Raw genomic sequence first — 17,616 nt, 5'->3', positions numbered from 1 at the left:
GGCATCCGCAGCCGGCGCTTCCTTCCGTACCGTGTTTGTCCCCCGCACAGCGGGTAGACCCCTGGGATGACGGCCTCCGGCGCGCCGACGGTCACCGCCCTGCCGGTGCTGATGTACCACTCGATCTCGGTGATCGACTCCGGCCCGCTGCGGTCGCTCGCCGTCGGGCCGACCCGGTTCGCCGAACAGCTCGCCGCGCTCGCCGACGCCGGGTACCGGATGGTCGGCCTCAGCGCCGCGCTCGATCAGCTCGACGCCGACGCCGCCGCGGACCGCGACCGCGACCGCGACCCGCCGGGTCCGCCGCTGGTCGCCCTCACCTTCGACGACGGGTACGCCGACTTTCTCACCCGCGCGTTGCCGTTGCTCGACGCCGCCGGCGCCAGCGCCACGCTGTACCCGTCGGTGGGGCACCTGGGGGAGTCCGCCGACTGGCTGGGACGGTGGGCCGCCGACTTCGGGCCACTGTTGGACTGGGCGCAACTGACCGAGGTGGCCGATTCCGGGCGGGTGGAGATCGGCTCGCACGGGTGGTGGCACCACCCGCTCGACGTACTGCCCCCGCAGCGGGCCGCCGCCGAGATCACCATGGCCAGGGACCGGCTCGAACAGCACATCGGCCGGCCGGTCCGGTCGTTCTGCTACCCGCACGGCTACCACGACTGGCGGGTCCGGGCAGCGGTCCGCCGCGCGGGGCACGACAACGCCTGCGAGGTCGGCCGACGCCGTTACCGGCGCGGCGACCGGCGGCTCGCCGTACCCCGGTTGCTGCCCACCGACGACCATGACGCCGCCGCGTTGCTCGACCTGGTCCGCACCGGCGGTCCCCGGATGGTGCCGCAGGCCAAGCGGCTGGCGCAGCCGGCGTGGCGGCTCACCCGGCGGGTCGCCCGGCGGGCCGGCCGGCAGTTGACGTGACCGGCGACCGACCGGGCTGGCGGCGACCGGGCTGGCGGCGGCGACCATGGCCGCGGCGCGCGGCCCCGCTGGCCGTCGCCGTGCTGCTCGCCGCCGTGGTGCTGACTCTCGGCGTCGCGGTGCCGCTGCTGCGGCACGGCACCGGGCCCGCCGACGACCCCCGGACCGACGGTACGGGCGTGCCGCCGGCCGGTCCACCGCCCACCGCGTCGCAAGGAGCCGGCACGATGAACCCGTCCGGAGTGGCCCTGCCCCGTGGCGACCTGCCCGGCTGGCGGCAGATCTTCGTCGACGACTTCACCGGCAGTGCGTTGAGCGACGACTGGTTCGCCTACTCCGGCCAACCTGACGGTGACCCGGGCGGCTGGTTCGACCCTGGCCACGTCTCGGTCGGCGGTGGGATGCTGACCATCGGCGGCTGGCGGGAGGCCGACCGGGACAACCTCTACGTCACCGGCGGCATCTCCAACCGGTGGGCGCTGACCCGCACCTACGGCCGCTACGACATCCGGTTCCGGATGGACCAGGGCACCGGGATCGCGTACGCCCTGCTGCTCTGGCCGGGCGACAACGTCTACCCGCCGGAGATCGACATCGCCGAGGACAACGGCAAGGGCCGGGACCGGATGTACGGCGTCCTGCACCCGGTCACCGGTGCGCCGGTCGAACGCAGCGTCCCCGGGGACTTCACCCGCTGGCACACCGTCGGGCTGGAGTGGACCCCGGGCAAGCTGGTCTACACCCTTGACGGTGCGCCGTGGGCGACGCTCACCGGCGACGTGGTGCCAAGTGAGCCGATGGCGCTGGCGTTGCAGTCCCAGGCCTGGTACTGCGGCCACACCTGGGAGGCCTGCCCCGATGAGACCACCCCGGACGTGGTGAACCTGCAGGTCGACTGGGTCGCCATCTACGCCCCCGCCTGACCCAAGATCCCCGCGATCTTGCACTTATCGATGGACATCATGGACATATGCTCGCGATTTCTGCAAGATCGCCGGGATCTTGGGGGTGAGGTGAGGGTGGCGGGGCGGTGCGTCAGCCGGTGTAGCGGTAGACGGTGACGTCGGCGCTGCGCTGGAACACCGACCAGCCGTCCCTGCCGTCGAGCAGCTGCTCGAGGCGGTCCAGCGACCCGGGCGGGAAGTACCCGAAGTAGTCCGCCTGGCGCCGCATCCCGTCACTGACCACCAGGTACGCCGGTGCACCGTCGAACGACCGGAGGAACTCCTCGATCGTCGGCAGGTGCTCGCCGTCCAGTGCGGCGCCACGGAGCTGCGCACCGACCACCAGGTCCGGCTCGCCGGCCGGCACGTCGGTGTTGAATTCGGGGTACGCCGCCGTCAGCCGGCTCGGGAAGTTCGACGTCGCGACGGCGATCGTGGCACCCGGCTCGGCGGTGGCGTACAGCTGGCGGGCGGCGGCGACCTCGTCGGAGGTCTGCCGGTCCACCACGAGCTGACCGTGCCGGCCCTGCACGGTGGCCAGCGCGAAACCGGTGAGGGCCACCGCCAACGTCACCGCCGCGACCGGGCCCAGCCACCGTCGGCCCGGCGCCGCCCCGGCGCGACCAGCCAGGCGGTGGGCGCACTGGTCGGCCCGGTCCACCAGTGCCTTGGCGATCAGGTACGCGCACCACGGTGCCGAGAACAGGAACACCCGGTAGATCGCCTCGCCGCCGTAGCTCTGCCCGGCGATCAGGACGAACGGTGTGGCCGCCAGCAACGCCGGCACCAGCACGGTCCGTAGCCGCCGCCGGTACGACAGCACCGCGAGCGCGGTCAGCGCCCACACCGACAGCGCCAACGTGCGGACCACGATCGCCGAGAACGCCTGCCCGGTGGAGCCCCAGCCGTCGGCGTTGCCGGCCGCGTTGGAGAAGATGTCGAACCCGTCGAAGACCCCGAACGACTCCGACACGAACCCGAACCGGGGCAGCAGGTAGCCGACCACGATCACGCCCATCGCCAGCGGCAGCCACCGGGGCCGGATCAGCCGCAGCACGGCGAGTACGGCGACCTGCGCCACCACCAGGTACGGCGACAGCTGGTGGGCGGCGGTGAGCACCGCGAGCAGCGCGAGCACCCCGAGCACGGGTACGACCGGCACCCGACGGCCCTGACCCGGCCGCCCTGTCCCACCGCCCTGACGCCCTGTCCCGTCGCCCGGCGTGCGCAGCCAGGTCAGCACGACCAGCAGGACACCGAGGCTGAGCAGGAAACCGAGGGCCTGCGGGGAGAGGTAGTCCTCCTCGATCCAGTTGACGGCGACGAAACCGAAGACGGTCAGGTACGCCACCCGCCGGTCACCGGAGAGGGTCCGGGCGATGGCGTACAGCACCGGGGCGGCGGCCAGGTTGAAGAAGACCGGCGACCAGTCGGCCAGCGTCGCCGGCGCGATCCCGCCGACCGCGCCGAGCTGGGCGGCACCGGCGAACAGGGCCGGCCACTGCTGGTAGATGTCCTGGGCGGCGCCGACCGGGTTGCCGGCGGCGAGGTACTCGATCACCCCGAGGTGCTTGTACGTCCAGGCGTACTGCGGCTCGTCGAGCAGCAGCGGAGTCGTGCCGTGCAGCAGCGCGACCAGCGCCACCAGGTAGCCGGCCGCCGCCACGCCCCGCCCGGTGTCGCCACGCAGCTCGGTTTGGCGGCGCAGGCCGGTGTCGCGGCGCAGGCCGGCGAGGGCGGTGACGAACCCGCCGACGGTCACCGCCAGCGCAGCGACCCACACCGGGCTGATGGTGCCGAGTAGCCCGAAACCGCCCACCTCGCCCAGGTCGGTACGGGTCAGGGCGATCAACCACAGGGCGACGGCGATGCCGAGCACCGCCACGTGCGCCAGCAACGGCCGTGCGTGCGCCGGCAACGGCCGTACGGCGGCTGCCGACCGAGGCACGGGGCCGCCGGCCGCCAATCGGGCCACGCGCGAGGTGAGGCGGCCGGCCGCCCGCTGTCGGCGGATCCGGGCCAGCGCCGTCACGCAGGCGACCGCGACCGCCGCGGCCAGCGCCGCGACCGTCGCCTGCGGCTGCCACCAGCCGACCCAGACCGACCCGGTGGCCACGGCGGCGTACCCGGCGAGGCTGGCCAGTACGGTCAGCGCCCAGCGGGTCGCTGTCGGCCGTACGGTGAGGTGGCTGAGCAGGGCCGCACCCGGCCCGAGGACGGCGAACGCGACGGCCGCCGGGGCCTGCAGCGGCCCGCCGACCGCCAGTCCGAGCAGTGCCAGCGCCGCGACCGCCAGCCCGGTGTACGCCTGCCCGGCCATCGCGGCGGTCGGTGCGGCGGCGGCGTCGTCGGCGGTACGCGGGCCGACCGCGCCGCCCGCAGCGGTGCCGCCCACAGCGGTGCCGGCCGTGCTGACGCCGCCTGCAGCGGTGCCGCCCGTGATGGTGCCAGCCGCAGCAGGGCCGGCCGGGCCGGTTGCGGTTGCGGCCGAGTCGGTCGGCGGGTGGACGGGACGCAGGGCGAGATCGGTCATCCGGCACCTCCGGTGACGGTGGTAGCGGTCTCGGTGCGGGCGGGACGTGCCGCCCAGTTCGGTGCGACGGTGCCGGCGTCGGCTACGTCGGTGGTCGCCCGGTAGCGGCGTACCAGGCCGGGGAGGAGCACGACAGCTACTGCGGCCTGCGCCATACACAGCGCCGCCGCTGGCGCGATGATTCCGACCATGGGCAAACCGAACCAGCTCAGCAGCAGGAATGCGGCGATGCCGGCGGACTGCACGCCCACCACCGGCCACATCCGTTTCTCCATCATCGCGAACGCGCAGGCCAGCAGGATGACTCCGGTGAACGGCAGGGACAGCCCGACCAGGCGCAGCGTGGCGGCACCCTCGGCGGCGTACTCGCCACCGAGCAGCCCCAGCAGCGGGCCGGCGGCCGTGCCCAGCACCGCCGCGCCGGGCACCACCACTGCGGCCACCAGCAGGAACGCCCGGTTGACATGGGCGCGGGCGGCCGATGCATCGCTGGCGGCGGTCACCACGAACGAGGTGACGACGTTCCACAGCAGGGTGCTGCCGGCCACCCCGATGGTCCACGGAATGTAGAAGTAGGCGCTCGCGGTCGCCCCCAGCGCGCCGGCCACCAGGACCGGCGGAAGGAACGCGACGGCGTTGGTGAGCAGCCCGTTGACGTACTCGGCGGAGGCGAAGCCGAGCAGTTCCCGGCGGGCGGGGGCGGGGGCCGCCGGCGCGGTCCGGGCGTGGGCCGGGACCAGCCGGCGCAGCACCCACCAGTTGACCCCGAGCATGGTGACCAGCATCGGTGCCGTCCAGGCCAGCAGCATGCCGTCACCGGCGGCGGTGCCGGCGAGCAACGGCAGCAGCGCCAGTTTGGCGCTGGAGGCGATCACGTTCTTGACCGGTACGCTGCCGGCCCGGCGCAGCGCGGTGAGCACCCCGTCGGAGATGAAGAAGATCGCCGAGGCGAGGACGGCGGCGACGAACACCAGCCGCTGCGCCGGTGCCGGCCCGATGATGCCGCTGCCCAGCCCGAGCGCCAGGAAACCGGTGCCGAGCAGCACCGCCATCGCCGTCGAGGCGGCGTACCCACCGAGGACCAGTCGCCGGGTGTGCCGCCCTGCACCGGGTAGGAACCGCGCGTACAGGTTGATCAGGTTGAGTTGGGCGAGCCCGGCCAGCAGGGCCATCGCCGACACCGCCGCGGACGCCCGGCCGACCGCTTCCGGCGCGAACCAGCGAGCGGCGACCACCCAGAACAGGAAGCCGAGGCCGGCGCTGGCGACCGTGGAGGTCATCAACGCGGCGGCGCTGCGGATCAGCGCCGGCCGCCGGACCGCCGTCGCGGTGGTGCCGGCGGTCGGCGCGACGGCGGTGGTCGGCGCGACGGCGGCGGTCACGGCATGCCCCGGTGGCGGCGGCGCAGCCGCCGGTCGGCCAACCGGCTGCGCAGGTAGGCGAACGGGCCGCGGGCCAGCCCACGCCGGTTGGCGCCGACGAGTTCCCGGGGGAAGTCGGCCTGCAGCCCGGCCAGCCGGTCGCCACCGCCGAAGGTGTCCCGCAGCGCGGTCGGGGCGAGCCGCAGCAGCGGCCGGATCAGCCCCGGGTCGCGCAGCAGCAGGCTGGTGTAGGCGGCGGTGAGGCCGGTGCCGTAGCCGACCAGTTGATTGCGCAGGCTGGCCAGGTCGGGTCGGTGGTAGTGCCAGACCAGGGCACTCGGCTGGTAGGCGACGGTGCCGCCGGCGAGCAGCACCTGCATCAGCGCCAGGGTGTCCTCCGAACCCATCGCCGGGGTGCCGGCACCGAGTGCGGTGTCGAAGCCGCCGATGCGTTCGAGCACGCCGGGCCGGAAGACCATGTTGCCGCCGGCGCCGAACGGGGGCAGCGGGTAGAGCGGGCTCTGCCGGTGCGCGGTGGCCGGGGAGAAGACGTCGGGGGTGAAGCCACGGCCCTTGCTGTGGCCGCCGTACTGCTCGAACCACAGTTGGGCGTCGGTGGCCAGCTGCGCCGGCACGATCACGCCGGTGACGACGTCGGCCTGCGGGTGGTCGGCGAGGGCGCGGGCGACCTCGGCGAGCCAGTGCGGGTCGGCGATCTCGTCGTCGTCGATCCAGGCGAGGATCTCGCCACCGGCGGCGCGCAGCGCCCGGTTGCGGGCGTGCGACAGCCCGGGGCGGGGCTCCCGTACGTAGTCGACCTCGGCGCGCCCGTCGACGGCGGCCCGGGTGGCGGCCTCGGCGGTGACCCGGGTGGTGCCGTCGCTGACCGGGGCGTTGTCCACGACCAGCACCCGGAACCGGGGGTACTGCTGGGCGAGGACGCTGTCCAGGGTGCGGGTCAGGCCGTCGGGGCGTTCCCGGGTGCAGACGACGACGGTGATTGACGGCGCGTCGGCGAGGACCTCGGCACGCCGGGCCAGGTAGCCGGGTTCGGGTCGGGTCGCGGGCGGGATCTCCCGGTCGATGGCGGCGGCGAGGTCCGTCCCGGTCAGCCCCTGCGGCGGTACGTCGAGCAGCAGTGCGCCGATCGGTTGGGTGAACTGGCGGACGAGCAGCCAGGCGCGTTCCACCCGGCGGCCGTGTTCGTCGACGCCGAGGATGTCGGGCAGCCGGCTGGCGAGGTCCAGGTCGACGACGGTGGCCGGGATGCGTCCGGGGGTGGCGACCGGGGTCGGCGGCAGGATGCGTGGGTTCATCGCTGGGCTCCGATCATGGGTCGGGTGGTCGCGGCGGTCTCGGTCAGTGCGCCGGCTGCGGCGGCGGCCGTACCGGCCAGGATGGCGCCGGCCCGGGCGGCGTGCCGGCGGGCGGCGGCGTGCCGGCGAGCGGCACCACGAACTGCCGCGCCGGCTTCGCGGCGCAGCGCCCGGGGCAGGGTGCGGCGCAGGTAGTCCTGTTCGGCGCCGAGGCTCGGCGCGCCGTCGAGCAGCGCGGCCATCGCGATCTTGCCGCGTCCTTCGGCGAAGCACCGCCGCAGGAAGTACCGGAAGGTGCTGTGGCTGGCGGGTACGCCGTGGGAGATCACCGCCTGCGGTACGTACCACCACCGGCCACCGGTGACGGCGCTCATCCGCAGGCAGAGTTCGGTGTCCTCGGGGCGGGCCCGGTCGCCGACCTTGCCGAACCCGGTGCGGAAGCCGCCGGCCTGGCGAAACGCCGTCCGGCGTACGGCCATGCTGGCGGACCAGACGTTGCGCACCGGGCCGGGGCGGTCGGGCTGGCCGGCGTACGAGCCGCCGACGGCCCAGCGGAACTCGTCGGGAAGCCAGTCGGGTTGCCGCTGCTGCCAGGCGGGTGCGATGCCGCCGCCGGCGCCGATCACCGACGGGTCGGCGAAGGCGGCGACCAGCCCGGCGAGCCAGCCGGGGTGGGCGACGACGTCGTCGTCGCAGAAGACGACCAGTTCGCCGTGGGCGTGTTCGGCGCCGGTGTTGCGGTTGCCGGAGACACCGCGTTGGTAGGCGTTGGCGAGCACGGTGACGTCGGGCAGTTCCCGGGTGATCCGGTCGGCGAGCGCCGGGTGGTGGTCGACCACGACGATGATCTCGTTCGGGGCCGGGTCCTGCCGGCGGACCGAGTCGACGGCGGCGTGCAGGCCGGCGAGCCGGTCGGGGTGGTGGGTGGGTACGACGACGCTGACGGTCGGTGTGCGCATGGCTCAGCCCTCCTCCGTCATCGAGGCGACGGCCGGTGCGGTGGTCGCGTTCGGGACAGGCGCGGTACGCCGCCGACGACGTTCGCGCCGGAACTCGCTGAGGATGGTGCGCAGCACCCGGGTGCCGTCGCGGACCGTGTTGAGGTTGCTCTCGCCGTGGATGCGCAGGTACTCGACGCTGGGCACTTCGGCGATCCGCAGTCCGTGCGCGGCGACCCGTACGTTGATCAGGGTCTCGATCTCGAACCCGTCGCCCCACAGCTTGGCCCCGTCGCTCGGGGCCGGGGTGCCCGGGTCGGGCAGCTCCAGGGCCGGCAGCACCCGGCGCCAGAAGGCGTTGTAGCCGTAGCACAGGTCGGTGAAGCGGGTGCCGAACAGCAGGTTGACGATGCCGTTGAGGCCCTCGTTGCCGAGCCGGCGCAGCGGGGTGATGTCGTGGCTGCCGCCGCCGGAGCGGAACCGGGAACCCTTGGCGAAGTCCGCGCCGGCGAGCAGCGCGTCGACGAAGGCGGGGATCTCGGCGGGGTCGGTCGACCCGTCGGCGTCGATCATCACCACGATGTCGGTGGTCGCGGCCGCGAAGCCGCAGGCCAACGCGTTGCCCTTGCCGGTACGGGTCTGCTGGACGACGCGTACGGACGGCCAGAGTCGCCGGGCCACCTCGACGGTGCGGTCCACCGACCCGCCGTCGACGACGATGACCTCGGCCAGGTCGCGGGGGAGCCGGGCGAAGACGTGCGGCAGGTTGCGTTCCTCGTTGAGCGTGGGGACGACCACGCCGACCGTCGGGGGGCGGCCACTGCCGCCGGTGGCGACGTCGGGTGGCGACTGGCGGGTGTCGGTGAAGACGGACATGCTGGTGTCCTCCGGGGGGTGGGGAGGGTGTGCGGGACACCAGGCGACGCGGGGCCGTTCGCGAGCCGCCCGGACTGACTAGCGGTCCATCACCGGGAGTCAACAACCTGATATGGCGGATATTTCGGTCATGGGGCGGGGCAGTGACCCGGGTCACGCCACTGCCGGACCGCCGAGGTCGATGGGACGGGAGGCCCCCACGGATGCGGACTGACGAGTGCCGGTGCGGTCATCCGCGCGCCGCCCACGAGCACTACCGGCGGGGGACCGACTGTGCGCGGTGCCCGGCGGGCCGGTGCGTCCGGTTCCGCCGTCGTGGCTGGGTCGACCGCTGGCTGCGCTGGTGGCCCCCTGTCGGCCGCACCGCCCCGCGCCGCGACGGCTGACCACCCGATCGGTTCCGCCGGGTTCGTCGGCTGCTGTCGGGATCGATGCCAGATGGCGGGGTCATCACCATCGGGTTTCCGGACGGTTGCGGTGGGAGCGTTCCCATGACATGATGATGATCGATTGGCGCAGCGGAGCCAGCCAAGCACAGTGGGTCGCCGAGGGCAACCGGGATTTCCGGTCGGCGATCGCGCCCGCCGAGTCGTCCGGGTGACGACAGGTGGTGCACCCGACCTCACCACGGTCCCGACCAGCAGTGTCGGTGACCAGTTACGTCGCGAGGAGACAACTCCGCATGAACTTCAACCCACTACGCGGCGCTGGGCGTTCGCGGCTGCGTCGCGGACTGTCCGCTGCGGCTGCGGTCGTGCTCGGCTCCGGTGTGCTCGTCGTCGCGGCCACGCAGGCCAGTGCCGCAGCCGGGTGCCGTGTCACCTACACGGTCAACCAGTGGAACACCGGATTCACCGCCAACCTGGCCGTCACCAACCTCGGTGACCCGCTCAGCAGCTGGAACCTTGAGTTCGACTACTCGGGTAACCAGCGGGTCACCCAGGCCTGGAACAGCGAGTTCACCCAGAGCGGGACCCGGGTGACCCTTCGCAACGCGGCGTGGAACGGCTCCCTCGGCACCAACGCCACCGTGAACCCCGGCTTCAACGCGAGCTACTCGGGCACCAACACCGCGCCGACCGTTTTCCGGCTCAACGGCGTCGCCTGCACCGGCACCACCAGCCCGACCACGGGCGCACCGACCACCGCGCCGCCCACGACGGCCCCGCCGACCACGGCGCCGCCGACGACCCGGCCGCCGACGACGGCCCCGCCGACCACCGCGCCGCCCACCTCGCCGCCGCCGAACCCGGGCGTGCGAGTGGACAACCCGTACGTCGGTGCCGACGTCTACGTCAACCCGATCTGGAGCGCCAACGTCGCGGCCGAGCCGGGCGGTAGCCGTATCGCGAACCAGCCGACCGGTGTGTGGCTGGACCGCACCAGCGCGATCCACGGCAACAACAGCCCGACCACCGGTGACATGGGCCTGGCCGACCACCTCAACGAGGCGCTCCGGCAGGACGCCGCCAACGGCAGCCGTCCGTTGGTCTTCCAGGTCGTCATCTACAACCTGCCCGGTCGCGACTGCGCCGCGCTGGCCTCCAACGGCGAGCTCCCGCCGGACGCGATCGGCCGCTACCGTACCGAGTACATCGACGTGATCCGGTCGATCCTCAACCGGGCGGAGTACCGCAACCTGCGGATCGTCTCGGTCATCGAGATCGACTCGCTGCCGAACCTGGTGACCAACGTGGGTAGCCGCCCCACCGCCACCCCTGAGTGCGACGTGATGCTGGCCAACGGCAACTACGTCAACGGTGTCGGCTACGCGCTGGCGCAGCTCGGCTCGGTGCCGAACGTCTACAACTACATCGACGCCGGCCACCACGGCTGGATCGGCTGGGAGGACAACTTCGGGCCGTCCGCGCAGATCATCGCTCAGGCCGCGCAGGCCTCCGGCTCGACCTTCGCCAACGTGCACGGCTTCATCACGAACACCGCCAACTATTCCGCGCTGCGGGAGCCGTACATCACGGTGGACAGCACGACCCGCCCGTCGTCCTGGATCGACTGGAACCTTTACAACGACGAACTGTCGTTCGCGCAGGCGTTCCGGCAGCGGCTGGTGCAGGCCGGCTTCTCCTCCAGCGTCGGTATGCTGATCGACACCTCCCGCAACGGGTGGGGCGGCGCGGCCCGGCCGACTGGCCCGAGCAATGCCAGCGATCTGAACACCCGGATCAACCAGTCGCGCATCGACCGGCGGATCCACAAGGGCAACTGGTGCAACCAGTCCGGTGCCGGTCTGGGTGAGCGGCCCACCGCCGCGCCGGCCAGCGGCATCGACGCCTATGTGTGGATCAAGCCCCCGGGCGAGTCGGACGGCTCCAGCACCCTGATCCCGAACGACGAGGGCAAGGGCTTCGACCGGATGTGCGACCCGACCTACGGCGGCAACGCACGTAACGGCAACAGCGCGACCGGTGCGCTGCCCAACGCCCCGGTCTCCGGGCACTGGTTCTCCGCCCAGATCCGTCAGCTGATGCAGAACGCGTACCCGCCGCTGTCGTAAGGCTGGTCACGCCCGCTGAGCGGGGCCCGGTGCCGATCTTGGGCACCGGGCCCCGCCCCGTGCTGCCCGGCGGAGCGCGCGCTCACGGCACGGTACGTTCGATCGCCGCCGCACCGTCGCGTTCGAGTTCCTGCCGGGCCAGGTCCACCTGTTCGGGGGTGCCGTCGCCGCCCTTGGCCATCGCGAGATCCTCCGGATCCCACGGCTGGTCGGCACCGGTACGCACCCGTGGCGGCCCGCCGGGACCGCCCGGCGACTGGAAATCCGGGCCGGACTGGTCGTCGTCGGGTGCGGTGACCAGCGACGGTACGGTCGTGTCGTCCTCGATCGCGGCGGCCACCTCTGGCTGCTCCTCCAGCGGTGCCCGGCCGAGTGCGTCGTCGCGGTCCGTCATGGTCCACCTCCCGTCGGTGCCGTCACCGAGGGCAGTACCCGCCGGGTGCGGGGATATGCGCCTGCCCGGCACCACCGGGTGGGCGGTGCCGGGCAGACGGGTCGACGGATGAGCCCAGCTCGGTGCGGGTGAGCCCAGGTCAGATCGTCAGCAGACGGTCGAGCAGGTCGCGGTAGCGGCGTACGGTCATCCGCAGCTGCTCGGTGTCGTCCGCGTCGGTGCCGTCGCCGCCGAGGCCGTCGCGCTGCGCGGTGAGCGCGGCGGTGAGCACCTCCACCGCCTCGGTGACCAGCTCGCGTGCCTGACCGGCGGCACCCTGCGGGTCGTCGACGAACCGCAGCTGCACGTCCCGCCACCGGTCCCGGAACGCCTCCGCCTGCTCGGCTCCGAGGAAGCTGGTCGCAGCCACCGGGGCGGTACCCGTGGTGGCCGTGGCCTCGGTGGCGTCGACGGATCCGGTGCCAACGGACTCGGTGGTGTCGGTCGGCCCCGTGGTGTCGGCCGGCTCGGCGTCGCCCGGCTCGGCCCAGCCGATCGCGGTCTCGTCCGCCACCGGCCCGTCACCCATCCGTACGGTGTCGTCGGCGCGCGGGTCGCGCGGCTCGTGCAACCGCTCGGGTCCGGCCATCGCCGACGCGGCGACCGCGCCGCCGACGGTGGCCGCGCCGAACGCGGTCGGCTGTTCCACCGGCTCGTGGTGGGCCGGTTCGTCCCGGTCCGGCGCCTCGATCCCGGACACCACCTGGGTACGGTCGGGGTCCACGTAGCCGTCGGACCCCTGCTCCGGGCTGTTCGGCGTGGTGATGACCTCGGTACGCTCGTCGTGCCACTGGTCGGTGCGGGCCATGCTGGTTCTCCTCAGTGAGTCGCTGCCTCGGTGGGGGTCAGGGTACGAACAGGGTGCTCGCCGAGCAGTTCGGCGAAGAGCGACCGGTAGTGCACCAGGGCCTGGCGCAGCTGCTCGGTGCTCGCCTCGCCCCGCTCGTTGGCCAGGTTGATCTCGTGGGCCTCGCGGTACCGGCCGAGGGTACGGGCGTGTTCGACGGAGAGGTGGGCCAGCTGCTCGGTGTAGTCGCCGGTGGGGTAGCCGAGTTCGGCGACAAGCCGGGTGAGCAACTCGTCGGCGTCGCCGACCGCGGCCCCCGGGGCATCGACGAACTGTGCCTGGACCTCTTCCCAGGCGGCCGCGTACCGGTCCCGGGACGCCGGGTCCAGCGGGGTCAGGGTCAGCTCGGCATGCCGGCGTTCACGTTCCCGCAGCTCCCGTTCCGCCGCGCTGCGGCTGTCCTGCTCCGCGACGGCCCGGTCGTACTCCGGGCCGAAGGTGCTGCGCAGGTTGCGCCGGCGCAGGAGGGCCCAGACCGCGACAGCTGCGGCGATCACCGCGAGGACGACGACAATGGTGATGATGATCTCGATGGGCGACATGGCGTTCCTCCTTCTCGCCCTGGTATTCCCGCCCGACCCGGATCCTCAATCCAGGTTCGTCACACTTTTGTCCGGCACCCGCGTACCGACGTCGCCCGAGGTACGACGTACCGCCGGGTCGCGGGAGGGTGCCATCGCTCGGACCTGGCCGCTTTCGACACGCTCCGTGCCCACAATCGACCTCACGGTGCCTCTGGTAGTGCCTGAGCCGTTAATTACGTATCCTTCCGGAGGCACGGACGTCCACTGATCGCCGACTCACCGGCAACGATCGGCGGGCAGCCGCCCGCCAGCTCTGCCACACACCGCGTCGGCGAGGTCTGATGAACACCCGCAACTGGTCGATCCGCTCCAAGATCGTTGCGCTGGTCGCTGTCCCGATCTCGGCGTTGCTCGTCCTCTGGATCTTCGCGACCTCGCTGGCCGTCGGCCCGGCACTGAGCCTGCTAGGTGCCCAGTCGCTCCTCGACGACGTGGGAGTGCCCGGGGAGACCCTGGTGGCCGAGTTGCAGCGGGAACGGCGGCTCTCCGTGGTGTACCTGTCCCGTGCGCAGGAGCAGACCGCTCGGCGCGCCGGCGACCTCGAAGCGCTGCGGTCCCAATGGCAGGCCACCGACGCGGCGGTCGCCGACCTCCGGCGACGCGCCACCGACGGTGGACCATCCGACGACCAGTCCGTCCTGCGGGTCCGGATCGAGCAGACACTCGCTGAACTGGAGATCCTGGCGACCGGTCGAGGTTTCGTGCAACGCCGGGAAATGGACGCGGCCGGTGCCCTCGGCCTCTACAACGGCGTCGTGGACACCGCGTTTCAGATGTTCGGTGCGCTGGCCTCCCTGCCGGACAACGAAATCAACCGACAGGCCCGGGCATTGACCGACATCGGCCAGGCCCGGGAGATTCTCGGCCGGGCGGACGCGGTTCTCGCCGGCGCCTTCGCGGCCGGGCGGCTCAGCGACGACGACCACCGTCGACTGGTGCAGATCATCGCCACCCATCGTTTCCTGCTTGATCGCGCGGTCGCCGAACTGCCCGAACCGGACAGTGCCACCTACCATCGGATGGCCGCCGGCGAAGACTTCACCGCGCTGCGCCAGCTGCAGGACGTACTGATCAACGACCGGCCCGGGCCGGAGGGTGACGACGCCGACGAGGGCGCACCCGTCGGCACCCCGGAGGGCGAAGCCCCGGACGACGGTGCCGCGCCGACCCCGACAGTGGTCGACGAGGCCCGCTGGAGCGACAGCTACGAATCCGTCCAGCAGCAGTTGCGCGAGTTCGAGCTGCTGGCAGCCGATGCGCTCGCCGAACGCAGTATGCCCACCGCCATCACCATCCTGGCCCGGCTGGCCGCCGCCGGCCTGGTCGGCCTCGCGGCGGTGATCGCGGCAGTGGTCATCTCGCTGCGGGTCGGCCGCTCCCTGATCCACCGGCTCACCGGGCTGCGGGCCACCGCGCTGGAGCTGGCCGGCGACCGGCTGCCCGCGGTGGTGGCCCGGCTGCGTCGCGGGGAGGACGTCGACGTGGCCGCCGAGGCGCCACCGTTGGAGTACGGCACCGACGAGATCGGCCAGGTCGGTCACGCCTTCAGCGAGGTGCAGCGGACCGCCGTACGGTCCGCCGTCGAGGAAGCGGCGCTGCGCCGGGGTCTCAACGAGACGTTCCTCAACATCGCCCGCCGCAGCCAGACGCTGCTGCACCGGCAGTTGGCCCTGCTGGACCGGATGGAGCGGCGCAGCACCGACCCGGAGGAGCTCGAGGACCTGTTCCGGGTCGACCACATGGCCACCCGGATGCGCCGGCACGCGGAGGATCTGGTGATCCTCGCCGGTGCCACGCCCGGCCGGGGCTGGCGCAATCCGGTTCCGATGATCGACGTGATCCGTGGTGCGGTCTCCGAGGTCGAGGAGTACGCCCGGGTGCACGTCACCACCGTCGAGCCGGCCGCGGTGGTCGGCCGGGCCGTCGGTGACGTCATCCACCTGCTGGCCGAGCTGATCGAGAACGCGACCTCCTTCTCACCGCCGCAGACCCTGGTGACGGTGGTCGGGCAGAACCTGCCCAACGGCTACGCCGTCGAGGTCGAGGACCGCGGGCTGGGCATGACACCCGACGCGATCACCGAGGCGAACCAGCGGCTGGCCCAACCGCCGGACTTCGACCCGCACAACAGCGCCAGGCTCGGCCTGTTCGTCGTGGCGCAGCTCGCCGCCAAGCACGGCGTCGGGGTGCGGCTGCGGCCGTCACCGTTCGGCGGGATCACCGCCGTGGCGTTGATCCCGGCCGAGCTGGTGGTGCCGGAGACGGAGGTCCTGGCGCTGCCCTCCGGCCGGCCGCCGACCGCGCTGACCACCGTCCGGCCCGGCCCGGACGGGGCGGACCAACCCGCGCCGCCGGCCACCCTCGGCGCGCTGCTGTCGGCGCTGCCCGACGCCCCGGCCCGGTCCGACCTTCCGGCCGGGCCGGACTCCCCGACCGGGTCGGACCCGTCGACGAGCTCGGACTCCCCGGCCACGCCGGCAGCGCCACCGACGGTCCCGGCAGTGCCCGGGATGCCGACGGCGCAACCCGAGCTGACCCCCCGGCGGCGGCCCGTCAGCCTGCCCACCCGTCGTGGCGAGGGGGCCGCGTCGACCACCGAGGACGGGCTGCCCCGTCGGGTCCGCCAGTCCAGCCTCGCCCCCCAGCTCCGTCAGGCGCCCGACGCCGACGGCCCGCCGCACCGGGACGCGCCGCAACGGTCGCCGGGCGAGGTCCGGGCGCTGATGTCGGCGCTGCAGGCCGGAACCGCCCGGGGCCGCCGCGCCGCCGGCCTGGTGGCCGACACCGACGTGACCGGCAGCGTGGCCGGTGACCCGTCCCCGACCGCGACGGCCGGCCCGGCGCGGGGCACCGCGACGCCACCTCCCGGAGCGGTGCTGCAGCCGCCATCGGCCGTGGCGGACACGTCCGAGAGGGAGCTGTAGGAGTGCACACCACGCGGCATGCGCTGAACCTCGACTGGTTACTCGACGATCTCGTGGCGCGGGTGCCCAGCGCCCAGCAGGCGGTGGTGCTGTCCGCCGACGGGCTGCTGATGGGCGCGTCGCGCGGGCTGACCCGCGAGGACGCCGAGCACATGGCCGCGATGGCCGCCGGCTTCCAGAGCCTCGCCAAGGGCGCCAGCCGGCACTTCGCCGCCGGCCCGGTCCGCCAGACGGTGATCGAGATGGAGTCGGCGTACCTGTTCGTCACGGCCGCCGGGCACGGTGCCTGCCTGGCGGTTCTCTGCGCCTCCGACGCGGACATCGGCCTCATCGCGTACGAGATGGCGATGCTCGTCGCCCGGGTCGGGCAGAACCTCAGCGCTTCGGCGCGTCCCCCTGCGGCGCAATCCGATGCGGGGTGAGGCGAGGGGACCGCACGACTGGCTGGACGCCGACGCCGGCCCGGTGGTCCGCCCGTACACGGTGACCGGCGGCCGGGCGCGGCCCATCGGCCCGGCCTTCGACCTGCTGGCCTTCGTCGTCGCGGCGGCGCCGGAGGGCACGGAGACGTTCGGTGTGCTGCAGCCGGAGCACCGGCGCATCCTCGGGCTCGCCCAGCAGCCGGTGTCCGTGGCCGACCTGGCCGCCGACCTCGACCTCGCGCTCGGGGTGGTCCGCATCCTTCTCGACGACCTGCACTCCGCCCGACTGATCGCGCTCTACGAACCCCCGGCTTCGGCCACTCACCCCCACGACGACATCCTCAAGGCGGTGGTCAATGGACTCCGTGCGCTCTGACCGGAAACAGCCCGCTCGGCGCATCCCGCTCGCGCTGAAGATCCTCATCGCGGGGGGCTTCGGCGTCGGCAAGACGACCCTGGTCGGCGCGGTCAGCGAGATCCGGCCGTTGCAGACCGAGGAGGTGCTGACCAGCGCCAGCGTGGGCACCGACGACACCTCCGGGGTCGAGGCCAAACGCACCACCACCGTCGCGATGGACTTCGGCCGGATCACCATCAACGACGACCTGCAGGTCTACCTGTTCGGAACGCCCGGCCAGGACCGGTTCTGGTTCCTCTGGGACGAGTTGGCGTTCGGTGCGCTCGGTGCCGTGGTGCTGGCCGACACCCGCCGGTTGGCCGACTGCTTCCCGTCGGTCGACTACTTCGAGCAGCGGGGTACCCCGTTCGTCGTCGGGGTCAACTGCTTCGAAGGGGCGCAGCAGTTCAGCCCCGACTCGGTGCGCCGCGCCCTGGACCTCGACCCGGACGTGCCGATCGTGCTCTGCGACGCGCGCAACCGCAGCTCCGGCAAGACGGTGCTGATCGCGTTGGTCGAACACGTGGCGTACCGGCGCGGCCAGCCGGTCCCGACCGGCTGACCTCACCCGAGGGCTGGACCAGCACGAGGGTGAGCCGGCGCGGACC

The 17,616-nt window shown here is 73.0% G+C and carries 15 protein-coding genes; 7 read left to right on the top strand and 8 right to left on the bottom strand.

From position 1 onward, the window contains the following. The first annotated feature begins 66 nt into the window (after window positions 1-66). Together ACN28F_RS07990 and ACN28F_RS07985 are read left to right on the top strand one after the other, a co-directional pair. Entirely contained in the window at window positions 67-918 is an 852-nt protein-coding gene (locus ACN28F_RS07990; RefSeq protein WP_289207414.1) for a polysaccharide deacetylase family protein, read from the top strand. Next, the gene (locus tag ACN28F_RS07985; protein ID WP_289207413.1) at window positions 915-1,841 is read left to right on the top strand and encodes a glycoside hydrolase family 16 protein; all 927 of its coding nucleotides are present in this window, start codon (window positions 915-917) and stop codon (window positions 1,839-1,841) included. Before ACN28F_RS07990 ends, ACN28F_RS07985 begins: the two co-directional genes overlap by 4 nt. A gap of 112 nt (window positions 1,842-1,953) precedes the next feature. Here the strand turns inward: ACN28F_RS07985 and ACN28F_RS07980 are convergent, their stop codons facing one another. Genes ACN28F_RS07980 through ACN28F_RS07960 form a run of 5 tightly spaced genes read right to left on the bottom strand, consistent with a single transcriptional unit; the run spans window position 1,954 to window position 8,886 of the window. Next, on the bottom strand, window positions 1,954-4,395 hold the full coding sequence (locus ACN28F_RS07980) for a hypothetical protein (RefSeq protein WP_289207412.1): 2,442 nt from the start codon (window positions 4,393-4,395) through the stop codon (window positions 1,954-1,956). Next, window positions 4,392-5,777 (bottom strand): hypothetical protein, encoded by a 1,386-nt coding sequence (locus ACN28F_RS07975; protein ID WP_421357356.1) that lies wholly within the window; start codon window positions 5,775-5,777, stop codon window positions 4,392-4,394. Before ACN28F_RS07975 ends, ACN28F_RS07980 begins: the two co-directional genes overlap by 4 nt. After that, complete coding sequence (locus ACN28F_RS07970; RefSeq protein WP_289207410.1) at window positions 5,774-7,072, bottom strand: glycosyltransferase; 1,299 nt, start codon at window positions 7,070-7,072, stop codon at window positions 5,774-5,776. The genes ACN28F_RS07975 and ACN28F_RS07970 overlap by 4 nt, the downstream gene beginning before the upstream one ends. Next, window positions 7,069-8,031, bottom strand: a complete 963-nt coding sequence (locus ACN28F_RS07965) for a glycosyltransferase family 2 protein (RefSeq protein ID WP_289207409.1) — start codon at window positions 8,029-8,031, stop codon at window positions 7,069-7,071. Before ACN28F_RS07965 ends, ACN28F_RS07970 begins: the two co-directional genes overlap by 4 nt. 3 nt (window positions 8,032-8,034) lie before the next feature. After that, entirely contained in the window at window positions 8,035-8,886 is an 852-nt protein-coding gene (locus tag ACN28F_RS07960) for a glycosyltransferase family 2 protein (protein WP_289207408.1), read from the bottom strand. 682 nt (window positions 8,887-9,568) lie between these two features. On the opposite strand from ACN28F_RS07960, the gene ACN28F_RS07955 reads away from it, so the two are divergent. Continuing rightward, window positions 9,569-11,401 (top strand): glycoside hydrolase family 6 protein, encoded by a 1,833-nt coding sequence (locus ACN28F_RS07955; protein WP_289207407.1) that lies wholly within the window; start codon window positions 9,569-9,571, stop codon window positions 11,399-11,401. A gap of 82 nt (window positions 11,402-11,483) precedes the next feature. On the opposite strand, the gene ACN28F_RS07950 is transcribed toward ACN28F_RS07955, so the two are convergent. The 3 genes from ACN28F_RS07950 to ACN28F_RS07940 form a co-directional block, all read right to left on the bottom strand. Then, a complete protein-coding gene (locus tag ACN28F_RS07950; protein WP_289207406.1) occupies window positions 11,484-11,795 on the bottom strand; it encodes a hypothetical protein in 312 nt (103 codons plus the stop codon). Window positions 11,796-11,934: 139 nt separating this feature from the next. Next, window positions 11,935-12,642 (bottom strand): hypothetical protein, encoded by a 708-nt coding sequence (locus tag ACN28F_RS07945; RefSeq protein ID WP_421357355.1) that lies wholly within the window; start codon window positions 12,640-12,642, stop codon window positions 11,935-11,937. An 11-nt stretch (window positions 12,643-12,653) separates the two neighbouring features. Then, window positions 12,654-13,223 (bottom strand): hypothetical protein, encoded by a 570-nt coding sequence (locus tag ACN28F_RS07940; RefSeq protein WP_289207404.1) that lies wholly within the window; start codon window positions 13,221-13,223, stop codon window positions 12,654-12,656. Between the two features lie 323 nt (window positions 13,224-13,546). Here ACN28F_RS07940 and ACN28F_RS07935 point away from each other — a divergent pair, with 323 nt between their 5' ends. The 4 genes from ACN28F_RS07935 to ACN28F_RS07920 are packed head-to-tail and all read left to right on the top strand — an operon-like array spanning window position 13,547 to window position 17,570. Then, window positions 13,547-16,189, top strand: coding sequence for a nitrate- and nitrite sensing domain-containing protein (locus ACN28F_RS07935; protein WP_421357354.1), 2,643 nt, complete (start codon window positions 13,547-13,549; stop codon window positions 16,187-16,189). Between the two features lie 2 nt (window positions 16,190-16,191). Further along, complete coding sequence (locus ACN28F_RS07930; protein WP_421357353.1) at window positions 16,192-16,611, top strand: roadblock/LC7 domain-containing protein; 420 nt, start codon at window positions 16,192-16,194, stop codon at window positions 16,609-16,611. Continuing rightward, window positions 16,601-16,987, top strand: a complete 387-nt coding sequence (locus tag ACN28F_RS07925; protein ID WP_421357352.1) for a DUF742 domain-containing protein — start codon at window positions 16,601-16,603, stop codon at window positions 16,985-16,987. Before ACN28F_RS07930 ends, ACN28F_RS07925 begins: the two co-directional genes overlap by 11 nt. After that, window positions 16,968-17,570, top strand: coding sequence for a GTP-binding protein (locus ACN28F_RS07920; protein WP_282225998.1), 603 nt, complete (start codon window positions 16,968-16,970; stop codon window positions 17,568-17,570). The genes ACN28F_RS07925 and ACN28F_RS07920 overlap by 20 nt, the downstream gene beginning before the upstream one ends. Window positions 17,571-17,616 lie beyond the last annotated feature (46 nt).

The sequence above is a fragment of the Solwaraspora sp. WMMA2101 genome (assembly GCF_049179175.1).
Taxonomy (GTDB): domain Bacteria; phylum Actinomycetota; class Actinomycetes; order Mycobacteriales; family Micromonosporaceae; genus Micromonospora_E.
Note: the sequence above shows the minus strand (reverse complement) of the source record. Positions and strands in the feature narration are given on the sequence as shown.